The organism is Cupriavidus sp. 05L411 (assembly GCF_056398045.1).
Map to the genome: position 1 here is coordinate 301,785 of NZ_JBFTOQ010000002.1, position 17,987 is coordinate 319,771.

At 60.8% G+C, this 17,987-nt stretch carries 16 protein-coding genes; 1 reads left to right on the forward strand and 15 read right to left on the reverse strand.

Going from position 1 to position 17,987, the window contains the following annotated elements; all coding sequences use genetic code 11:
* Positions 1-32 precede the first annotated feature (32 nt).
* From AC1DQR_RS03640 to rfbB, 15 genes are all read right to left on the reverse strand, one after another.
* Complete coding sequence (locus AC1DQR_RS03640) at positions 33-1,595, reverse strand: hypothetical protein (protein ID WP_477132536.1); 1,563 nt, start codon at positions 1,593-1,595, stop codon at positions 33-35.
* 37 nt (positions 1,596-1,632) lie between these two features.
* The gene (gene pseI / locus AC1DQR_RS03645; protein ID WP_043348680.1) at positions 1,633-2,682 is read right to left on the reverse strand and encodes a pseudaminic acid synthase; all 1,050 of its coding nucleotides are present in this window, start codon (positions 2,680-2,682) and stop codon (positions 1,633-1,635) included.
* A gap of 2 nt (positions 2,683-2,684) precedes the next feature.
* Complete coding sequence (gene pseH / locus AC1DQR_RS03650; RefSeq protein ID WP_416049413.1) at positions 2,685-3,245, reverse strand: UDP-4-amino-4,6-dideoxy-N-acetyl-beta-L-altrosamine N-acetyltransferase; 561 nt, start codon at positions 3,243-3,245, stop codon at positions 2,685-2,687.
* Complete coding sequence (gene pseG, locus AC1DQR_RS03655) at positions 3,245-4,330, reverse strand: UDP-2,4-diacetamido-2,4,6-trideoxy-beta-L-altropyranose hydrolase (RefSeq protein ID WP_416049414.1); 1,086 nt, start codon at positions 4,328-4,330, stop codon at positions 3,245-3,247. The genes pseH and pseG overlap by 1 nt, the downstream gene beginning before the upstream one ends.
* A 5-nt stretch (positions 4,331-4,335) precedes the next feature.
* Positions 4,336-5,625, reverse strand: coding sequence for an aminotransferase class III-fold pyridoxal phosphate-dependent enzyme (locus tag AC1DQR_RS03660; RefSeq protein ID WP_043352207.1), 1,290 nt, complete (start codon positions 5,623-5,625; stop codon positions 4,336-4,338).
* 5 nt (positions 5,626-5,630) lie between these two features.
* On the reverse strand, positions 5,631-6,401 hold the full coding sequence (locus AC1DQR_RS03665) for a cytidylyltransferase domain-containing protein (protein ID WP_477132537.1): 771 nt from the start codon (positions 6,399-6,401) through the stop codon (positions 5,631-5,633).
* A complete protein-coding gene (locus tag AC1DQR_RS03670; protein ID WP_477132538.1) occupies positions 6,398-7,294 on the reverse strand; it encodes an aldo/keto reductase in 897 nt (298 codons plus the stop codon). The genes AC1DQR_RS03665 and AC1DQR_RS03670 overlap by 4 nt, the downstream gene beginning before the upstream one ends.
* Positions 7,291-8,439, reverse strand: coding sequence for a UDP-4-amino-4,6-dideoxy-N-acetyl-beta-L-altrosamine transaminase (gene pseC / locus AC1DQR_RS03675; protein WP_477132539.1), 1,149 nt, complete (start codon positions 8,437-8,439; stop codon positions 7,291-7,293). Before pseC ends, AC1DQR_RS03670 begins: the two co-directional genes overlap by 4 nt.
* Positions 8,436-9,437: a UDP-N-acetylglucosamine 4,6-dehydratase (inverting) gene (pseB, locus tag AC1DQR_RS03680; protein ID WP_416049418.1), complete on the reverse strand. Its 1,002-nt coding sequence runs from the start codon at positions 9,435-9,437 to the stop codon at positions 8,436-8,438. Before pseB ends, pseC begins: the two co-directional genes overlap by 4 nt.
* A 33-nt stretch (positions 9,438-9,470) precedes the next feature.
* Positions 9,471-10,421, reverse strand: a complete 951-nt coding sequence (locus AC1DQR_RS03685) for a UDP-glucuronic acid decarboxylase family protein (RefSeq protein ID WP_416049419.1) — start codon at positions 10,419-10,421, stop codon at positions 9,471-9,473.
* A gap of 10 nt (positions 10,422-10,431) precedes the next feature.
* On the reverse strand, positions 10,432-11,793 hold the full coding sequence (locus AC1DQR_RS03690; RefSeq protein ID WP_416049420.1) for a UDP-glucose dehydrogenase family protein: 1,362 nt from the start codon (positions 11,791-11,793) through the stop codon (positions 10,432-10,434).
* A gap of 662 nt (positions 11,794-12,455) precedes the next feature.
* A complete protein-coding gene (locus AC1DQR_RS03695; protein ID WP_477132540.1) occupies positions 12,456-14,378 on the reverse strand; it encodes a polysaccharide biosynthesis protein in 1,923 nt (640 codons plus the stop codon).
* 86 nt (positions 14,379-14,464) lie between these two features.
* Complete coding sequence (gene rfbC / locus AC1DQR_RS03700; protein WP_416049422.1) at positions 14,465-15,016, reverse strand: dTDP-4-dehydrorhamnose 3,5-epimerase; 552 nt, start codon at positions 15,014-15,016, stop codon at positions 14,465-14,467.
* A 123-nt stretch (positions 15,017-15,139) separates the two neighbouring features.
* On the reverse strand, positions 15,140-16,057 hold the full coding sequence (gene rfbD / locus AC1DQR_RS03705; RefSeq protein WP_477132563.1) for a dTDP-4-dehydrorhamnose reductase: 918 nt from the start codon (positions 16,055-16,057) through the stop codon (positions 15,140-15,142).
* 1 nt (position 16,058) lies between these two features.
* Positions 16,059-17,111 (reverse strand): dTDP-glucose 4,6-dehydratase, encoded by a 1,053-nt coding sequence (gene rfbB / locus AC1DQR_RS03710; RefSeq protein WP_477132541.1) that lies wholly within the window; start codon positions 17,109-17,111, stop codon positions 16,059-16,061.
* A gap of 652 nt (positions 17,112-17,763) precedes the next feature.
* On the opposite strand from rfbB, the gene AC1DQR_RS03715 reads away from it, so the two are divergent.
* Positions 17,764-17,961, forward strand: a complete 198-nt coding sequence (locus AC1DQR_RS03715) for a hypothetical protein (RefSeq protein ID WP_477132542.1) — start codon at positions 17,764-17,766, stop codon at positions 17,959-17,961.
* The last annotated feature ends 26 nt before the right edge of the window (positions 17,962-17,987 follow it).

Here is a 17,987-nt window from a genome sequence, read left to right on the forward strand (position 1 = left end):
GCCTCCACCTCTCGGACTCTTCTGGCCTTGCATTATCTGTCGCCAATCGGCATACGCTCTCGGATCGCGTCCAGGTAGCGGAACACGCCGCGCCGTTGCAACGGGCGGTACTCTTCCGGGATCGGCTTCTGCGCCTCCCGCAACTCTTCCCAGCGCCTCTCGCGCAGCAGTGTCAGTACCCGATCTTCGCCAGCGGCGTCGGATGCCACCTCGGCATCGTCCGCTTCCACACTGCGGGTAAGGAGCAACCGCTCGAGCCGGGAGGCATCAGGCGTGGGATTGTAAACATACTGCGTGGTCGTCCTGGCGCGAATATCGCTCACATACTGGTTGAAGCGGAAATTGAACGTGTAGGCAAAGCGCAAGACCTGCCGTGCGATCTCGTCCGGGTTCTGCTTGCCGACCATGGACAGGTTGTCAACATCCTCGGGGCCATACAGCCGGATCTGGAAGCCAGCAGTCTGGTAGATCGACGTGCCTAGTGCAATCACCTGCTTGCCCAGGGCGCCAGCCTCGAAGGCGGCACTGCCGCCGTTGACCACCACGGCGTCTGCCTGCGCGATCAGCCCCAGGGTATTGGCACGCTCCCCGCTCCCGATGATATGCACGCCGCGACGGCGCGCCCACTCCGTGTACATGCGCTCGGCGAGACTGCCATCCCTGAGACCGATCGTCTCACCCCAGTTCGGGTGACAGCGCAGGATGCTGCTCGCCGGGTCGACATCGAGATGATCGAAGAGGAAGTCCAGGGCGGCGATCTGGTTGGGCCAGTTGGTCCGCCAGTCGGGATGGCCATCGAACTCGTTGAGGCTGCTGGGGGTGATCAGCAACTTCAGGCCATTGCTCTGCGCCGGCCATTCCAGGTCCTCCGCATTGCGATTGTAGGCTCGCCACTCGAGCGTGTTCGTGCGCAAGAACCGAGCAGCCAGCAGCGAGGCAACGGACCGCGCCTGGGCCTCGGTGAGCGGCTTGTCCCTGTACTCTCCGACCACGCGCCCAACTTCGCCAAGCGCCAGGCAATTCTGATCAGGGATCAGCAACAGGCCATCGCCAAACCAGGTACGTTCCACCGAAATAAAAGGAATGCCCTTGGCCTTGGCTGCCTCCAGCAACGCGCGCGGACCCTCCATGCGACCGTTGAAGCAGACAATGCCGTCCAGCTGGCGATCCTCGATCCAGCGGCAGGCAGCGGCGAACGCCTCAGCAGCACCCGTGGCAAGCCTCTGATGTAGCCCGCGGAACTCCTCGGTCTGCTTGTCGACCTGACTCTCCGTGCGCAATATGGTGCAGGCACCGGAGAAGCCCCACTGCTGCGCGGCATCACCCGCTTGCGCAGCGCCAGCGGGATCGCGATAGCGACGCATGGAGTCAACCGAGCCGGAGGCGAACGACCGCATGCCGCCCATCGTGCATTTCATGCACTCCTTGGCCGAACTCGAGTTATCACGCAATTCGCGGGTGTAGCACTCCGACAGCGCGCTGTCGCAGCTTAGAAAGAACACCTCGTGCCCACGGGACTTCATCATCGTCGAGAGGAAGTAGACGTGTTCCACGTGTGGGCGATAGGCGTAGATGCTGGCGAAACCGAGACGCATATAGTAATAGTTATGGGGGCAAACGGGGCAAAGGGACTCAGGCGAGCAGATCCCACTCAAGTGGCGTACCGCGGCTCACGTCCTGCTTCACTGCCCGGCCGAGCACCTGGTCGAGGTGCTTGGGCGCCAGGCCAAAGCCCGGGCGAATCGCCCGTACGCTGGAGGCGTCCAGCACCTCGCCAGCCTTGAGGTCGCGCGTGATGTAGAGCGACCGGCGGAACACCAGGGACTTCTTCTCGGCGTCGGTCGGGCCATAGCTCACGCCGCCCAACCCCTGCCAGGCGCGGCGGGTTTCCACGACAAGCGCCTGGAATTCGGCGGGCTCGAGCGAGAAGGACGAATCCACGCCACCGTCGGCGCGGTCCAGCGTGAAGTGCTTTTCGATCACGGTTGCGCCCATAGCGACGCTCGCTACCGATACGCCAAGGCCCATCGTATGGTCGGACAAGCCCACTTCGCAGCCGAACAGGTCACGCATGTGGGGAATCGTGCGGACATTGGTGTTTTCGGGAGAGGCTGGGTAGGTACTGGTGCACTTCAGAAGGATCAGGTCTTTGCACCCGGCCTCGCGCGCGGCACGCACGCTCTGATCGAGCTCCGCGATGCTGGCCATGCCGATCGAGATGATCATCGGCTTGCCGGTACGCGCGACCTTCCGGATCAGAGGAATATCTGTGTTCTCAAACGATGCGATCTTGTAGACAGCTACGTCGAGCCCTTCCAGGAAATCGACAGCGCTGTCGTCGAAGGGGGTGCTAAAGGGGATCATGCCGTGCCCGCGCGCACGCTCGAAGATGGCTGCATGCCAATCCCAGGGGGTATGCGCTTCATCGTACAACTCGTACAGCGACTTGCCCTTCCACAAGCTCTTCGGATCGGAAATGAAGAACTCCCGCTCGCGAATATCGAGCGTCATGGTGTCCGCGGTATAGGTCTGGATCTTCAGTGCGTGCGCGCCCGACGCTGCCGCGGCATCGACGATTTCCAGTGCGCGATCGAGCGACTGGTTGTGATTTCCGGACATCTCCGCGATCAGGAATGGCTCGTGTTCGCGGCCGACCAGGCGACCGCCAATATTGATCGTCATTTCTATACTCCTTCGGGCGAGAAACACAGGTCGCGCAGCGCCTGCCGGTCACTCCCCCATTGATTGCTGAATTTGGCCAGGCAGACAATGTCCTGGCGCTGACCTTGTTTCAGGTAATGCTCGACCAGCCGGCCCTCTTCGCGAAAGCCAAGCTTGCGGTGCAAGGCCAGCGAGGCGTGATTGAAAGCAAATGCCTCCGAGCTCAGCTTATACATTCCAAGCGTGTCAAAGGCATGGGCCAGCGCCAGATAGCCCAGTGCCGAGCCAGTACCCTTGGGCAGGCCTTGCTCGCCGAGATAGAAACCCCAAGTGCAACGCTGGTGCTCGCGGCTAATGCCGGTGAGCGAGCTGAAACCAACTGGCACCCCGCGCAGTGCGAACACCGCAAACTGCGCGCTTGGATGCTGCAACGCCGAAGCGAACCAGCGTTCATGCTCCTCAGGTGTAATCAAGTGGTCCGTGTACATATTGCTGCGCACGTGGTCGCTGTTGCGCCAGGCCAGCAGAATGTCCTTGTCGCCGGGGCGGATCGGCCGCAACTCGCAGTCGTCGAATCTATGCATCACCGCGTCCCTTCGTAAATCAGGTCGGCCACAGTCCTTGGCTCACGCCGAGCCAGCCCCAGGGCGCGGCGCGACATTGCCACGCGCCCCGCATCGTCCGCCGTCAAGGCAACCACCGCTTGCGCCACCTTCTCCGGCGTCACCTGAGCGACTTCGCCCAGGTTGACGATATATCCCGCGGCGGCCAGGTCGTGGGCCGATCTGCGCTGGTTGTCCGCCAGCACGATGGCAATAGTCGGCAACCCGAGGAAGCAGCGCTCCCAGGTCGCGGACCCACAAGCGCCGATGGCCAGATCAGCGCTCGCCATCAACTCGGCCATATTGTCGACCTGCACGTGCAGACGCGTATTTGGTGTGCTCTCGCACAAGGCCCTTACCTGGTCGCGGTGAGGTGCGCCAGCGCCGAGCACGACGTCGATCGCAATGCCAGCTTTCGCGAAATCCTGCAATCCACGAAGCGCAATGCTGGTTGCGTTGTCCTGGTCCATGCCACCCATGAACAGCAGGATGCGCCGAACCGGGCCCGTGCCCCGGTGCAAGGCCTGCCCAGCCACCGTGAACTCGGGGCGCAGCAGGGCATAGCCAGGGCCCAGCAAGCACGTGCAGTGCGGAGGAACCAAGGCGGCGTAGCGCTGGTCGAGATCGCTATAGTAGTTCTGGTCGAGCAGCAGATCACAGTCGTGCCGGCGATCAGCCAGGTCGTCGATAGCCAGGATGCGAGGTACCTGCCCACGCAGGGGCTGCTCCCATCGCCAGTCGAGACCATAGTGATCCACAACCAGCCATTGTGGCGACCAGTCCGCCAGCACCGCTGCGCTTCGCGCCAGGTCGTCCTCCCACGGCACGCCCAGCCAGGCACTGTGGGCAAGGTCCCCCGTCACAGAACCGGCAAGCTGCGGCGCAGGCAGCAGGTGGCATGCGTACCCGCGCTTAGCAATCAGCGCTTGCGCGCCACCTGGATGCGCGCGGGTGATGAAGCGTACCTCAGCCCCGCGCTCGCGCAAGACATCCGCCAGCGTCAGGCAACGCATGACGTGGCCCGACCCGATCTGCACGGACGCATCGGCGCGAATCGCGACCTTCATGATGCTCAGCGCACCTTGAACAAAGGCTCAAGCGGAGCGCACTTCAACTTCTGCTCGAGACCGCCATCGCGCACGGCTTCGACCATCATTGGCAGCGTGTGGTCGTAGGCCGCGAACAGCCGGCTGATATCGGCGTCCGAATGGCTGTACCCCATGTTGTGAGTACCGAACGTCAGGACCCCCTGCGCCAGCATCTCCTGCATGAACAGCGTCTTGAGGTGCCACATGGGGTAGCGCGCCGTGTCCTTGATCAGCAGGAAGCTCCAGCTCGGATGGCCAGATACAGAGAGAAAGTCTTCCGCACCCAGCGCCGAAATACGTGCGCGCAGGCCGTCAATCACCACTTGCCCCTGGCGAGCCAGGGTTGCGGTGACGGGCTCCCGTTCCAGCTTCTTCATGGTGGCGAGCGCCGCTGCGAGCGATAGCGTTTCTCCGCCAAAGGTGAAGGAGAAGAAAATCTCCTCCATCAGTTGCATGACGTCAGCCCGGCCCGCAACGGCAGACACCGGATAGCCGTTGGCGAGGCCCTTGCCGAAGGTAGCCAGGTCCGGCGTCACGCCGAAGAGTTGCTGGGCGCCACCATTCGCGTAGCGGAATCCCGTGATGGTCTCGTCAAACACCAGCAGCGCGCCATGCTTGTGCGCCAGCTCCTTGACGGCCTGCAGGAAGCCCGGTGCCGGCTCGACCACGTTCATTGGCTCGAGGATCACGGCGGCCACCTGATCGGGGTGCGCCCTGAAAATGGCGTCGAGGCTTTCGATATCGTTGTATGCCCATGCATGGGACAGATCGCGTGTTGCCTGCGGCACGCCGCGGTTACGCGCGGTGGTGCCAATGTACCAGTCCTGCCAGCCGTGATAGCCGCAGACCGCGACATGATCGCGGCCGGTGAAAGCGCGGGCAACGCGCACGGCACCGGCGGTTGCGTCGGAACCGTTCTTGCCAAAGCGGACTTTCTCGGCGCAAGGCACCATCGACACCAACTGCTCTGCCACCTCCATTTCGAGCCGGTGCGGCAGCGAGAAGATGATGCCGTCCTCCAGCTGGGCCTTGACCGCAGCATCCACGTCGGGGTCGCAATACCCAAGCGTCAGCGCGGCAAGAGCGCCAATCATGTCGAGGTACTCGTTGCCATCGACGTCCCACACGTGACTGCCGCGCCCGCGCTCGATGAAATACGGCGACACGCCGAACGGGTACTGCGTACGGCTCTTGCTGAATGTTTGCGAACCAAGCGGGATGGTGCGCAGGGCGCGTTCAAGCAGGGCTTCAGACTGTTGATATCGTTGCGACATGATGTTCACACCCTTCGAGGTAATAGTTCGTCTTGTACAAGAGATTTCACATAGCCTGCGTTCCGGAGTTGCCCGGCGTTGATCTCGATCAACTCGGGCCGCTGCGCTAGCAGCCGCAGCACGTCAGCCATCAGGAAAGCAGGGTTATCGCGATACAGGGCCCCATACACGGCCGTGACAAACTCGAGGTCGGACGGTTCATCGACTGTCCACCGCAGCGCCGAGAGATCGCTCTCGCGCTTGAGGCACCCCAACCGGAAGCGCTCCGGATGCTGGTAGATGAAAGAGGTCACATGCTCGCGCTGTGACGCAAGGCTGGCTTCCTGCCAGATCGTCTCCAATACGCTGAACCGGAACACTTCGGCATCCAGGCCATCCGGATAGGTAGGCTCCAGCACGTTGCTGGCGTAGTCGAAGTCGCCGTCGCGATAGAAATCGATCACGGCGTCGATCACTTCGGGGTCGGCCAGGGGGCAGTCAGCTGTCAGCCGCACGACGTGCTGCGGCCGGATATCCTTCACCGCCGAATAGAAGCGATCCAGCACGTCGTCGAGACTACCGCGGAACACTTCCACGCCCGCCGCCACACAGCACGCCGCGAGTTCATCGTCGGAGGAGCTGTCGCTGGTCACCACCATCAGCCGATCGATATTGCGGGCTCGCCGCAGGCGCTCTATCTGGCGCAGGATCATCGGCTCGCCGAGCAAGGGCTTCAATACCTTGCCTGGCAGTCGGGTCGAACTTGAACGTGCTTGCAGCAGCGCCATCACGGTCATTGAAACTCCTTCTGCAATGCGGGCCACTTGGATGGCGTGATTGCCGGCAACGACTCCATATTGCAGGCGGCGAAATCGAAAGCGAGGTGCGCGGCGCTGCGGTGCCAGGCGGTTGCGATCTGTTCTAGTTGCTCTGCATCGACTACCCCGACCACGACATGGTCGATCACGCCTTGCTGGCGCAGGAAGGCCAGACTGCCTTCGAGCTGGCTCATGCCTGCCTGCGCGCAAACCGCCTTGAAGCGGGCAAAGCCCGGCGCAAGCGTGTGCAGAAAGGGGGGCAATTGCTCGGCCAGCAGCACGCCTTGCAGAAAGGCCGAGCGGGTGTGGATTTCCACACCCGCTTGCTTCAGCCTGGCGAGTTCCCCGCTGCTGACAAAGGACTGATCGAGAACGTTGAGCGGCAACTGCATGGCGTCGACGTGGTAGCGCTTCGTTGCTTCGCGCGCCTCGTCGACACTGTAGACTGACACACCGAGCCGCTCAATCACGCCTTCGGCTTTCAGCTCCAGCAGCGCGGCATGCAAGTCCCGCCCGCCTGCGCCAAGCAGATCGCCGGCATGATGCACCAGCAGGCCGTCCAGACGCTCGACGCCCAGGTTGCGCAAGGAATCGCGGACGCCCTGCACCACGCGCCGGACGGCGTCGGCATCCATGCCCGCGCCGCCGGCCGGCAAGGTTTTGGTATAGATCCGAAAGGCGTGCGCGTCCGGGCCGCAACGGCCCAGCACGCGCTCGCTCTCGCCATACGCTGCCGCGGTATCCAGCACCTCGAGGCCAAGCTCGCGGGCCCGGCRCAGGATACGTGTCACCTCATCCGCGGCAACCTGGCCTGCGGTATTGGTGATGCCATAGGGCAGACCAAACTGCACCGTTCCCAGCGCCAGCTTCATGCAAGCAACCCGCGCAACGTGGATGTCACGAAGTCCTGTTGCTGCTCGGACAGGCCAGGATACATCGGCAGGCTGATCGCCCTCGCATAGTAGTCTTCTGCATTCGGGTATTCGCCCGCCCGGAAACCGAGGTCTTGGTAGTACGGCTGGGTGTGCACCGGGATGTAATGCACATTGACGTGCACGCCGGCGGCACGCATACCGTCGAATACCGCTTTGCGGCGCGCGCTGTCGTGCAGCACCACCGGATACAGGTGCAGACCGGACAGCCCGTCGGGATGCTGGAAGGGCACGGTCAGCGCGGCTCCCGCCAGCAACTCGTCATAGCGGCGCGCCAGTTGGTGGCGCCGCGCAACAAACCCATCCAGGCGCGTCATCTGGCTGACCCCGAGGGCCGCCTGCATGTCAGTCATGCGGTAGTTGTACCCAAGCACAACTTGCTGGTAGTACCAGGCGCCGTCCGAAGGGCCCGTCATCTCGGCTTGGTCGCGCGTGATTCCGTGCGAACGCGCCTTGCGCATTGCCTCCGCCAGATCGCTGCAGCGCGTGACACACATGCCACCCTCGGCGGTCGTGATTACCTTGACCGGATGGAAGCTGAAGACGGTGATATCGGCAAAGTCGCCACAACCGATTGGCTTGCCCAGGTAGCGGCCTCCAATCGCATGCGACGCATCCTCGATGATGGCAAAGCCGTACTCATCGCCCAGTGCGCGAATCGCCTGCATATCGCATGACTGCCCGGCAAACGCTACCGGAATGACGACCTTGGGCAGCGCATTGCGCTGGGCTGCGAGCTTGAGCTTGCTTGCCAGGGCAACGGCGCACATGTTGTACGTGCGCTGGTCGATATCGACGAAACCAACATCGGCCCCGCAATAGCGTGCGCAATTGGCCGACGCGACAAAGGTGTTCGGGGTAGTCCAGACGGTGTCCCCGGGTCCCACGCCAAGCGCCATGCACGCGATGTGAAGCGCTGAAGTTGCACTATTGACGGCAACTGCGTGCTCGGCCCCGACATAAGTCGCTATCGCCGATTCGAATGCCGGCACGGCCGGCCCCTGCGTCAGGAAGTCGGACTCCAGGACCGCCACTACCGCCTGGATATCTTCCGCCGAAATATCTTGCCGGCCGTAAGGAATCATGCCATTGCCTTGGCGTTGAATTCACGGATTTCCTGAGGGCTCAGGAAATGCGGATTGTTGCCGGAGTTATATTCGAAACCCTGGCTAACCTGATCGCCCTGCTCACCCAGCGCATTGACCGTATAGTCGATGTCCGAGTGGTGGAACTTGATCGTCGGGCGCAGAACGTAGTGATCCGAGAATTCCAACGTGAGATGGGAATCGTCGGACGGACACATGATCTCGTGGAGCTTCTCGCCCGGACGAATGCCGATCACACGGGTCGCGACGCCAGGCGCGACTGCCTCGGCCAGGTCCGTGATGCGGATCGACGGGATCTTGGGCACGAAGATTTCGCCGCCATGCATCCGCTCGAAGTTCTTCAGCACGAAATCCACCCCATCTTGCAGGCTGATCCAAAAGCGAGTCATCTCGGCGTGCGTAATCGGCAGCTCCTTCTCGCCCCTCGCCAGCAGCTGCTCGAAGAAAGGCACAACCGAGCCGCGGGAGCCGACCACATTTCCGTAGCGAACCACGGCGAACGAGGTCTGGTTGGCGCCTACCATGTTGTTGGCCGCGACAAACAACTTGTCGGACGCCAGCTTGGTCGCGCCATAGAGGTTGATCGGATTGGCAGCCTTGTCGGTCGACAGCGCGATCACCTTGTGGACATTGTTGGCGATCGCCGCATTGATGACGTTCTCGGCGCCATGAATGTTGGTCTTGATGCACTCCAACGGGTTGTACTCCGCTGCGGGAACTTGCTTGAGCGCGGCAGCGTGGATGACATAGTCAATGCCACGCATGGCCTGGGACAGGCGGTCGCCATCGCGAACGTCACCGATGAAATAGCGCATCGGCGGCGCATCGATGTCCTGCTGCATTTCGAACTGCTTGAGTTCGTCGCGCGAGTAGATCACGAGACGCTTCGGCTTGTAGCGGGCCAGAATCGTTCGTGCGTACTTCCTGCCAAACGAGCCCGTACCGCCCGTGATCAAAATAGACTTGTTATTGAACATTGCGAATCTCTTCTGAAAAATGAGCTGGGCTGCTTATACAAAGCGCTTGAAGTAATCGACCGTCTTGCTCAGGCCGTCGCGGAAATGCACCGACGGGTTCCAGCCGATCATTTCCTCGGCCAGACGGGTATCAGGACGGCGCTGCGTGGGATCGTCGGACGGCAAGGGCTTGAACTCGATCGTGGAACGTGAACCTGTCAGCTCGATGATGTGGCTAGCCAGCTCGAGCATCGTCATCTCGTGCGGGTTGCCCAGATTCATGGGGCCGGTAAAGTCCTTGGGCGTGCTCATCAGGGCGACAATGCCGTCGATCAGGTCATCGACAAAGCAGAACGAGCGCGTCTGCTTGCCTTCCCCGAACACGGTGATCGGCTCACCGCGCAGCGCCTGCATGATGAAGTTCGATACCACGCGGCCATCGTTCTGGTGCATCCGCGGACCATAGGTATTGAAGATCCGGGCAACCTTGATCTCCAGCCCATGCTGGCGGTGGTAGTCGAAAAACAGGGTTTCCGCGCATCGCTTGCCTTCGTCGTAGCACGAGCGGATGCCAATGGGATTCACGTTTCCCCAATAGGCTTCGGGCTGCGGGTGCACGACCGGGTCGCCGTAGACTTCGCTGGTCGAGGCCTGGAAGATCTTGGCGCCGACCCGCTTGGCGAGGCCAAGCATGTTGATGGCGCCATGCACCGACGTCTTCGTGGTTTGCACCGGATCGTGCTGATAGTGGACAGGCGACGCCGGGCAGGCCAGGTTATAGATCTGGTCGACCTCCACGAACAACGGGAAGGTCACGTCGTGGCGGATGAACTCGAAACGAGGATGGCTGAGCAGATGTTCGATATTCTGCTTGGCGCCCGTGAAGAGATTGTCGACGCACAGCACTTCATTGCCCTGCTCGATGAGGCGATCGCACAAATGGGAACCGAGAAAGCCGGCTCCGCCGGTCACCAGGATTCGCTGGCGGGAATTGTAATTTCGCATGTTCAAAATTTTATGAGCGGCCGATACCGAAATACTCGAAGCCTTGTTTCTTCATCGACGAGGGGTCAAAGAGATTCCGGCCGTCAAAAATGAGCGGATTCTTCATGTCGCGACGCATCGCGTCGAAGTCCGGACTCCGGAAAGCCTTCCACTCCGTCACGATAATCAAAGCATCCACGCCCACCAGCGCACCCTCCGGCTGATCGACGAAATGCAAATGCTCCAAAGCGCCGTCACGATCGGCGAGATCCTGGGCCAGCACGCGGCGGGCCTCTTCCATTGCAACGGGATCATGCGCCTGCACGATCGCCCCGCGGCCCAGGAGTTCCTGAATGATGATGCGGCTCGGCGCTTCACGCATGTCGTCGGTTTCCGGCTTGAATGCCAGCCCCCAGACCGCAAAGCGCTTACCGGCAATGTCATTGCCGAAGCGAGCGAGCACCTTGTCGACCAGCACGCGTTTTTGCGCCTGGTTGACCTTCTCGACTGCATCCAGCACATACGTCGACTGGCCGAATTGTGCCGCGGTCTTCGCCAGCGCCTGCACGTCCTTCGGGAAGCAGGAGCCGCCATAGCCAATCCCCGCATAGAGAAAGCTATAGCCAATTCGGGGATCGGAGCCAATTCCCTGGCGCACCAGCTCGATATCGGCGCCCACCCGGTCGGCCAGGTTCGCCAACTCGTTCATGAAGCTGATACGCGTGGCAAGCATGGCGTTGGCGGCATACTTCGTGAACTCTGCCGAGCGCACATCCATGAAGTACATGCGCTCATGGTTGCGGTTGAACGGCGCATACAGTGTCCGCATCATCGCCCTGGCCTTTTCCCCGGCTTCGTCCGATGCGACACCGACTACTATCCGGTCAGGACGCATAAAATCCTCAACCGCCGCACCCTCCTTGAGGAACTCGGGATTGGAGACCACCGCGCAGTCAAGATGGGCGGAGCCACGCTGGCTCAGCTCCTCCGCCACCGCCGCCTTCACCTTATCCGCCGTTCCGACCGGAACGGTGGATTTGTCGACGATAACCTTGAACGAATCCATGTAACGACCGATGTTCCGGGCGGCCTCGATCACGTACTTCAGGTCGGCGGAGCCGTCTTCGTCCGGCGGCGTGCCGACGGCGATAAACTGGATATCGCCGTGCGCAACGCTGGCGGCAATATCCGTCGAAAACTTCAGCCGGCCCGCGGCACGATTCCGGTCAATCAGCGCCTTGAGGCCGGGTTCATAGATAGGCACGCCGCCGTTGTTCAGCAAATCGATTTTCTTAGCATCGACATCTACGCAGAAGACGTTGTTGCCCAGCTCAGCAAGGCAGGTGCCCGTCACAAGCCCGACATAGCCGGTACCGATAATAGTAATTCTCATTTCTCAAGCCAATATTTGCATATTCAAGCGATTGTTGGAGAGCACACCGGCCTCCGGCGCCATAACCCTACGTCCCAGAAATTGTCGGTAGCGGCACAAAACTACTCATCGCAAAATACAGACACCTTCCGATGCTCAATCGGGTATCGACACCTCATGAATCGATCGGAATGTATACACCCGGACGTGCACGCGAGCTACACGCCGGATAGGGAGGATGGGAAGGAAGGAGACTACAGTGCGTCCGCCCAGCCCGCAGGAGTTGGCGGGCAACCCCGGTACAGCCTGAATCCCCTCGCCGATACCGCCTGACCGGGATCATTCGATCAGAGCGAATCCATTGCTGCCTGGGGGCCGCACCGACAAGATCGGCACTCCGGAAGAGCAGCCGCGCCGGAGCGCAAAGCTGAGTTACGCCTCCATCACTTTTAAACTTGTTGACCCAGGATACAAAACGACAACATTTTGCCATATTTTCCCGGGCTTGAGCCGCCGCCAGAGCCTGACTGGCAGGCAGGCTGAGAAAGCTCGCACAGTGATCCGCATGTCGTCGCCCCCGCGCGAGGACGTAGCCCACCCTCATCGTACATTGCACTCTTGGTTCACTCCGGCTCCGTCGCAAACCAAACCGAGATGTTTTCGATGCAGACATGAGGGCGTACTCAGCGCAGGAGACGAATACGCGGAGCCGGTTCTTCATGCAAGTGGTCCTTGATATCGCGGTCCGGGCGAAACCCTGAAACGCATTCGAGAAGAATCGTCCGGATGGTTTCGCAGTCGTTGGAGTCAGAAGCCTGGATGAGGCACTTCATCTTTTCATCGAGCTGCTCACGGCTCAGGAAGGACTCGTCTGCCTTCATGATGCGCGGGTGGCCAGTGCCGCTCACGGCATCCCCGATCAACAACTCCTCGTACAGCTTCTCCCCGGGGCGCAGCCCGGTGAACTGGATCTCGATGTCGCCGTCAGGATTCGCCTCGTCCTTTACCTGGAAGCCGCTCAGGTGGATCATGCGCCGGGCCAGATCGACAATCTTGACAGGCTGGCCCATATCGAGCACAAAGACTTCGCCTTCGCCGCCCATCGCCCCCGCCTGGATGACAAGCTGGGCGGCCTCGGGAATGGTCATGAAGTACCGGATGATATCCGGGTGCGTCACCGTCACGGGCCCCCCCGCGGCAATCTGGGTCCTGAACAGTGGCACCACCGAGCCGCTCGAACCGAGCACATTGCCAAAGCGGACAATGCTGAAACGGGTGCGCACGCTCGGATCCTGCGCGAACGCCTGCAGGCACAATTCCGCCATCCGCTTGCTCGCCCCCATGACATTGGTCGGCCGCACAGCCTTGTCGGTGGAGATCAACACGAACGCTTCGACGTTGGCACGGATCGCTGCCTCCGCAGTGATCCGGGTACCGACCGTGTTGTTCAATATGCCCTCGGTCATATTGAACTCGACGATGGGCACGTGCTTGTAGGCAGCCGCATGGTAGATGGTCTGCACCCCGTAGCGCGACATGATGCCGAAGACCCGCTCGCCGTTCTGCACCGAGCCAAGTACCGGCACCAGTTCTATCTGGAGCTCTTTCTCTGCGACAGTCTGCTGCAGTTCGTACTCAAGGGCGTACAAGGCAAATTCGGACTGCTCATACAAGACAAGACGCGCGGGCTTGTTCTTGATGATTTGCCGGCACAGCTCGGAGCCGATGGAACCACCGGCACCAGTGACCATGACGCTCTTGCCAGCAATGTTCTCCATCAACAGCTTCATGTTCGGGGCAACCACGTCACGCCCCAGCAGTTCGTCGATCTCCACCTCGCGCACGTCATCCAGGCGCACCTCGCCGGAAACCATTTCCGCCATGCCGGGCACGGCCCGCACCTCGACCGCGAGCGGCTCTAGCGCATTCACGATTTCGATGCGACGGCTGCGCGAAGCGGACGGAATTGCGATCAGCACCTGGTGGATCGCAAGGCGCCTTACCAGTTCGGGCAGTTCATCGGCGCCGTGAACCTTGATGCCCGCGATGCTGAGCCCGCGCTTCTTTATGTCGTCATCCACGAATGCCATTGGCTCGTAGTCCGAGCCCACGCCCAGGGCAACAGCGAGCTGCCGCCCGGCATCGCCCGCGCCATAGATGATGACCTTCTGGCCGTGGCGGCCAAAGGACGGCAACATCCTGAATGCTGCCCGCACAAAGAACCTGCTGCACACGATATAGACGATGGCCAGCAGCCAGTAGATCAGGAGCGCACCACGCGGGACGTTGGACAGGCCCAGGAAGAAGATCAGCGAACCGAACATCCCGATCGAAATGGTGACCGCGATAACAATGGTCAGGATGGCCCGGTCCTCCATGTAACGCACTACCGAGCGGTACAAGCCCAATTTGATAAAAACCGGGATGGCCACCAAGGAGGTGACGAAATACAGACTGATCGGGTACTGTGAACTGACAGCCCAATGATCCGTCCGCAAGCCGACCGCCGACCAGAGGGAAAGCGGCAGCAGGAAGAAGTCGAGCACCAACATCAGAAGAATCTTCTTCTGGCGCGACATCTCGGAAATTTTCTTAAGCAGCATCATTGAGTTATTGTTTAGTTGTCACGTTGGACCGTCACTTGGTTGGCAGGAAACCAGCCAGTGCACGAAGCGCACGGACCGTTCGTGAACTAAGGGAAGGTTTCCGCCTCGACAAGAGAAGCGCCGTTCCGATCTTTGTCCGACTGGATCAACTGGCCCTGGAGCGGCCACGCAATACCAAGCTGCGGGTCGTTCCAGGCAATGGTACGCTCGTCCTGCTGGCTCCAATACTCAGATAACCTATAAAGCACTTCCGCCTGTTCCGACAGCACAAGAAACCCGTGGGCAAATCCCGGCGGTATCCAGAGTTGGCGATGGCTCTCGCCTGACAGCCGGATACCTGCCCACTGGCCGAAACGAGGCGATTGTCGGCGCAAATCCACCGCCACATCAAAAACTTCGCCCGACACAACCCGAATCAGTTTTCCCTGTGGGCTTTTCAACTGGTAATGCAGCCCGCGAAGCACCCCCTTAACGGACCGACTGTGGTTTTCTTGAACAAATGTGCCGCTAAAGCCTGTGGCGAGTTCGAAATTCCGAGCACTAAAGCTCTCAAAAAGAAATCCACGCTCGTCCTCGAAGACTGCCGGCTCGAGGACCAGGACCTCCGGCAATGCGGTCGGCGTCGCCTTCAAACGCATGGCTGGTCACCCTCCTTTGCCGCTAGCGGCATGCGCCGCCGTTGCTCGCCAAGGTTTCTCGCGACGCCAGGCAGCACGCTTGAATCGGGGTCAGAGGAGAATTCATTGCGCATGATGGCCTGCTTAGGCAATTATCTGATCCAGCAAGTGATGCACCCCCTGCCGCCAGTCCGGCAGGTAGATACCAAACGTCTGGCGTAGCTTGGTCGTATCCAGTCGCGCACTGGCCGGGCGCGGCGCGACCGACGGGAATTCACTTGCGGCGATCGCCTGGATCCGGTCCGGGTCCGTCTTGAGCGCCACGCCATGCGCCGCGGCGTAACGCAGAACTTCACTGGCGTAGCCATGCCAACTGGTCTCACCAGCGGCTGCGAGGTGATAGATGCCAGGTGAAAAAACACCGCGGTCGCCATGGAGCCACGCTCGCGCGACAATCTGCGCCGTCACGTCGGCGATTAGCGCGGCGCCGGTGGGCGCGCCAAAGCGATCTGCAACCACGCGCAGCATCGCTTGCGTGTCGCCAAGCCGCAGCATCGTTTTGGCAAAATTGTTGCCATGCCCCCCCGCCACCCAGGACGTCCGAAGTATCAGTGCCGCGGGGCTCACATGGGCTATGGCTTGCTCGCCAGCCAGCTTGCTCTTACCGTAGACGGATATGGGATTGACCGCATCGGTTTCCACATACGGTGTCGCCTGACGACCATCAAAAACACAGTCAGTCGAATAATGCACCAGCAGGCTACCGAAAGCCCGCGCCTCCTCGGCAAGGACACCCACCGCAGCGGCATTTACGGCGTAAGCGCTTTCAATGTCGCTTTCCGCCTTGTCCATTCCGGTATAGGCTGCAGCATTAACGATCACATCGGGGCAGTATTCCCGCATGACGCGACGAATTTCATCGGGGCACGACAGATCGCATGCAGCCCGGTCCGTCGCAATGACGTGCCCAAGAGGGCTCAGAGAGCGCCGCAGTTCGAAACCGACCTGGCCGTTGCTTCCTGTTACAAGAAGGATGGGAATGCGACGCGCCTGATCCGGCATTTCACTCATCCCGCCCCTTTCGGTACTCACCAGACATCACATTTGCAACCCACGCCTGGTTATCGAGATACCACTGGACTGTCTTGCGCAGTCCTGTCTCGAAGGTTTCCTTGCATGTCCAGCCCAGTTCCGTCTGGAGCTTTCGTGAATCGACCGCATAGCGCCGGTCATGGCCGGGACGATCGGCGACGAAGGTAATCTGCTGCCGATACGAGCCCGTCGCCTTCGGGCGAAGCTCGTCGAGCAGATCGCATAGCGTGTGCACGACGTCAAGATTCGTCCTGGTGTTACTGCCGCCGACGTTATAGGTTTCCCCCACCCGGCCCTTGGCGAGCACAGCCCGAACGGCCGCACAGTGATCGCCAACATAGAGCCAATCCCGCACATTCAGACCGTCGCCATACACGGGCAGCGGCTCGCCGGCCAGCGCCTTTGTCAAAACGAGCGGGATCAGCTTCTCGGGAAAATGATAGGGGCCGTAATTGTTCGAGCAGTTGGTGGTGAGGACCGGCAGGCCGTAGGTATGATGGTAAGCGCGGACCAGATGGTCTGCCGCTGCCTTGGTTGCCGAATACGGGCTGTTGGGCGCATAGGCGGTGCATTCGGTGAATGCCGGGTCACTGGGCTGCAGGGAACCGAATACCTCGTCTGTGGAGATATGCAGGAAGCGGAAGGCTTCGCGCCCTGAGGCTTCCAGACCGCTCCAGTAGGTGCGAGCGGCCTCGAGCAATGTGAAGGTGCCAACGACATTGGTCTGAATAAACCCGCCCGGCCCCTCAATCGAGCGATCGACATGGCTTTCAGCCGCAAAGTGGATCACCGCGCGCGGCCTGTATTCCGAAAAAAGACGATCCAGCGCCACACGATCGCATACGTCGGTACGCGAAAATATATGACGTTTGCTCCCCTTCAACGAGGCGAGAGATTCCAGGTTGCCGGCATAAGTCAGCTTGTCGACGTTGACGACCGCGTCCGATCCGTCCTCGCGCAGCCAGTCAAGAACGAAATTGGCGCCAATGAAACCGGCGCCACCAGTGACAAGTATGTGGGACAAGACCAGTGCTCCCTGCCTATCTAATAGATCTTTGAGAACCTGGCCAGTGCCAAGCCTCCGCCTGGTCCAAAATGGACGGCGATGTTAAGTGCCTGCAGAAGTGGCGGTATTCTATCCGACAGGAGGCACCCGTTTAACCTGAACGCCCATCTTTTTGTAGCCTGTTGTAACGTTCCAATACCGTGCATTGCAATGTCAGCGCTCTTCCAAAATCGGAAACTGACCGCACTGTCACGACATTTACACGCGCCATTATGTGCCCCATAAGCATCATTTTACCATTGGCAGCCTCCACGGTTGCGCCGGCTCTCGTGACGATCTCATCTCGCGGCGCCTACCCGCAGACTGCCAATCATGCTCGTCGGCGACATGGTGAAGCGGGGTCCAGCTTCCGCACACACGCCGCGAACCGTCCGCCAGTTTGGTGCGCGCGCCGAAGCGGGGGCTGTGCAACCACGACATCCACCTGGTGCCCGTAGGCGTGGTGAAACCCTAGAGAATGTCCTGGAAGCCTATATTTATGCTCTTTTGAGCACTTAAATGCGGTACCGGGCCCTGACTATCCATGAAAACGGCTTGTTGCTCACGCACGCCGGTGTACTGCCGCAATGGACCGCGGAGCAGCCAATGGCGCTGGCAGCGGAAGTCGAGCGTGAACTGCCGGCCGGGGCTGGAGCGCGTTCCTGGCAGACATCTTGGCAACGCGGCGGACAAATGGGACCCGGCCTTGCACGGCATCGAACACCACTGCGTCGTGCTGAACGCCATCACCCGCCTGCGCCTTTACAGCACGGACGGGGTGATGGACCTGAAGAGCAAGGAAAGTCCCGGCAGCACGTCGACGGACTAAATGCCCTGGTTCGCCGTCCTCTGCCA